Here is a 1,662-nt window from a genome sequence, read left to right as displayed (position 1 = left end):
GCAGACGACCGCGTGCCCGCGCGACACCAGCGCCCGCACCGTCGCGCGGCCGATCGTGCCGGTGCCGCCGAGGACGAGGACGCGCCGCGACGGTGGAGCGTTCGATCGATCCCAGGTCACGATCGCGTCGTCCAAGGGCTCGGACCGCCGATCATGACGGCTTTCGTCCGCACGGCCGCTTCAATCCGCTGTGAGCGGGCGCCGCCATCGGACGCTCTCTCCCGAACCGGACAGGCTACGCAGGTTGAGACCTTAGTCGCCGTCATGCTGCGACCGCGGTAGGCTTGGGTCCCCTTTCCCTTGCGGGCTACGACGTTCACGCATCGGCTCTTATAGGGCGCGACGAACCCCCTCTCCCGTGCGGGAGAGGGTTGGGGTGAGGGATGCGACCTCTCCGGAAAGACCTGATCCCTCACCCGGCTCTCTGCGAGAGCAGACCTCTCCCACACGGGAGAGGGGACCCGCGCTCCATACTGCGCCCGTGCTGCCGACACCGATGCGTGAATCCGGTAGCCCGTGCGGAAGAGGGGGCGCTTCATGGTTCGCAACAACGTCAATGCCATAAAACCTGGGTCGCCCCCGCCGTCACGGCACCCGCTTGCGCAGCACGAAATTCCCCACCGCCAGGAATTTCTGCGCCCGCTTGCCGGTGTCGACCTCGGTGGTGAACACGTTGCCCTTGGAATCGACCGCGAGGTTGTGGACCCAGTGGAACTGGCCCGCCATGCGGCCGTTCCGGCCGAAGGCGCCCACCGTCGCGCCGGTGGCGCGGTCGAGGGTGCGGACCTCGTTGTTGGCGCCGTCGGCGTTGAGCAAAAAGGTCTCGTCGGCGTCCGGCCACAGGGCCAGCTCCCAGACCGAGCCGTTGGCCCGGGTGTTCTTCTCCACGACGAACTCCTTCACGAAGCTGCCGTCCTTCTGGAACACCTGGATCCGGTTGTTGGTGCGGTCGCAGACATAGACCAGCCCGTCCCGGGCGATGCGCACGCAATGGACCGGGTTGGCGAATTGCTGGCGCGGGGCGGCGGCCGGGTCGTAGGGGCCGAGCTTGTCGTCTGTGGGCGGCTTGCCGTAGGCGCCCCACATCCGCTTGAACGCCCCGGTCTCCCGGTCGAACACGATGATGCGGTGGTTGTAGTAGCCGTCCGCCACGTAGACCTCGTTGGCCGCCATGTCGAAGTCGACGTTGGCGGGCTTGCCCAGGCGGCTGGTGTCCCGGCTGTCGGTCTGGGGGCCGGACTTGCCGATCTGCAGGACGAACTTGCCGTCGGCCGTGAACTTGAGGAGCTGGCCGTCCTGGTCGCCGTTGCCGGCGATCCAGACGAAGCCCTGGCCGTCGATCTGGATGCCGTGCTCGTTGGTTGGCCAGTCGTAGCCCTCGCCGGGGCCGCCCCAGCTGCGCAGGAGGGTGCCGTCCTGGGCGAATTCCAGCACCGGCGGCGCGGGCTTGCAGCACTTGCTGCGCGGCGGATCGAGGCTCGCGGCCTTCTCGTCGTCGGTCAGCGTGCGGGGCCGCTGGACCACCCAGACATGGTCCTGCGCGTCGACCGCGACGCCCGCGGCCTGGCCGAGGATCCAGTCGTTCGGCAGGGGCTTCGGCCAGGACGGGTCGACCTGGAAATGCGGCGCCTCCGCGGGCGCGGCCCCGGCGGGCCCCGCGAG

General features: G+C 69.1%; 1 protein-coding gene and 1 pseudogene. Both read right to left on the bottom strand.

The window, feature by feature from the left end:
- Positions 1-120: pseudogene (locus FV228_RS34920) on the bottom strand (epimerase); the annotation flags it as partial.
- Positions 121-585: 465 nt separating this feature from the next.
- On the bottom strand, positions 586-1,662 hold a 1,077-nt coding region (locus FV228_RS28970; RefSeq protein ID WP_147857621.1), incomplete at its 5' end, for a hypothetical protein.

Origin of the sequence: Methylobacterium sp. WL18 (genome assembly GCF_008040015.1) — a bacterium.
Classification (GTDB): domain Bacteria; phylum Pseudomonadota; class Alphaproteobacteria; order Rhizobiales; family Beijerinckiaceae; genus Methylobacterium; species Methylobacterium mesophilicum.
Note: the sequence above shows the minus strand (reverse complement) of the source record. Positions and strands in the feature narration are given on the sequence as shown.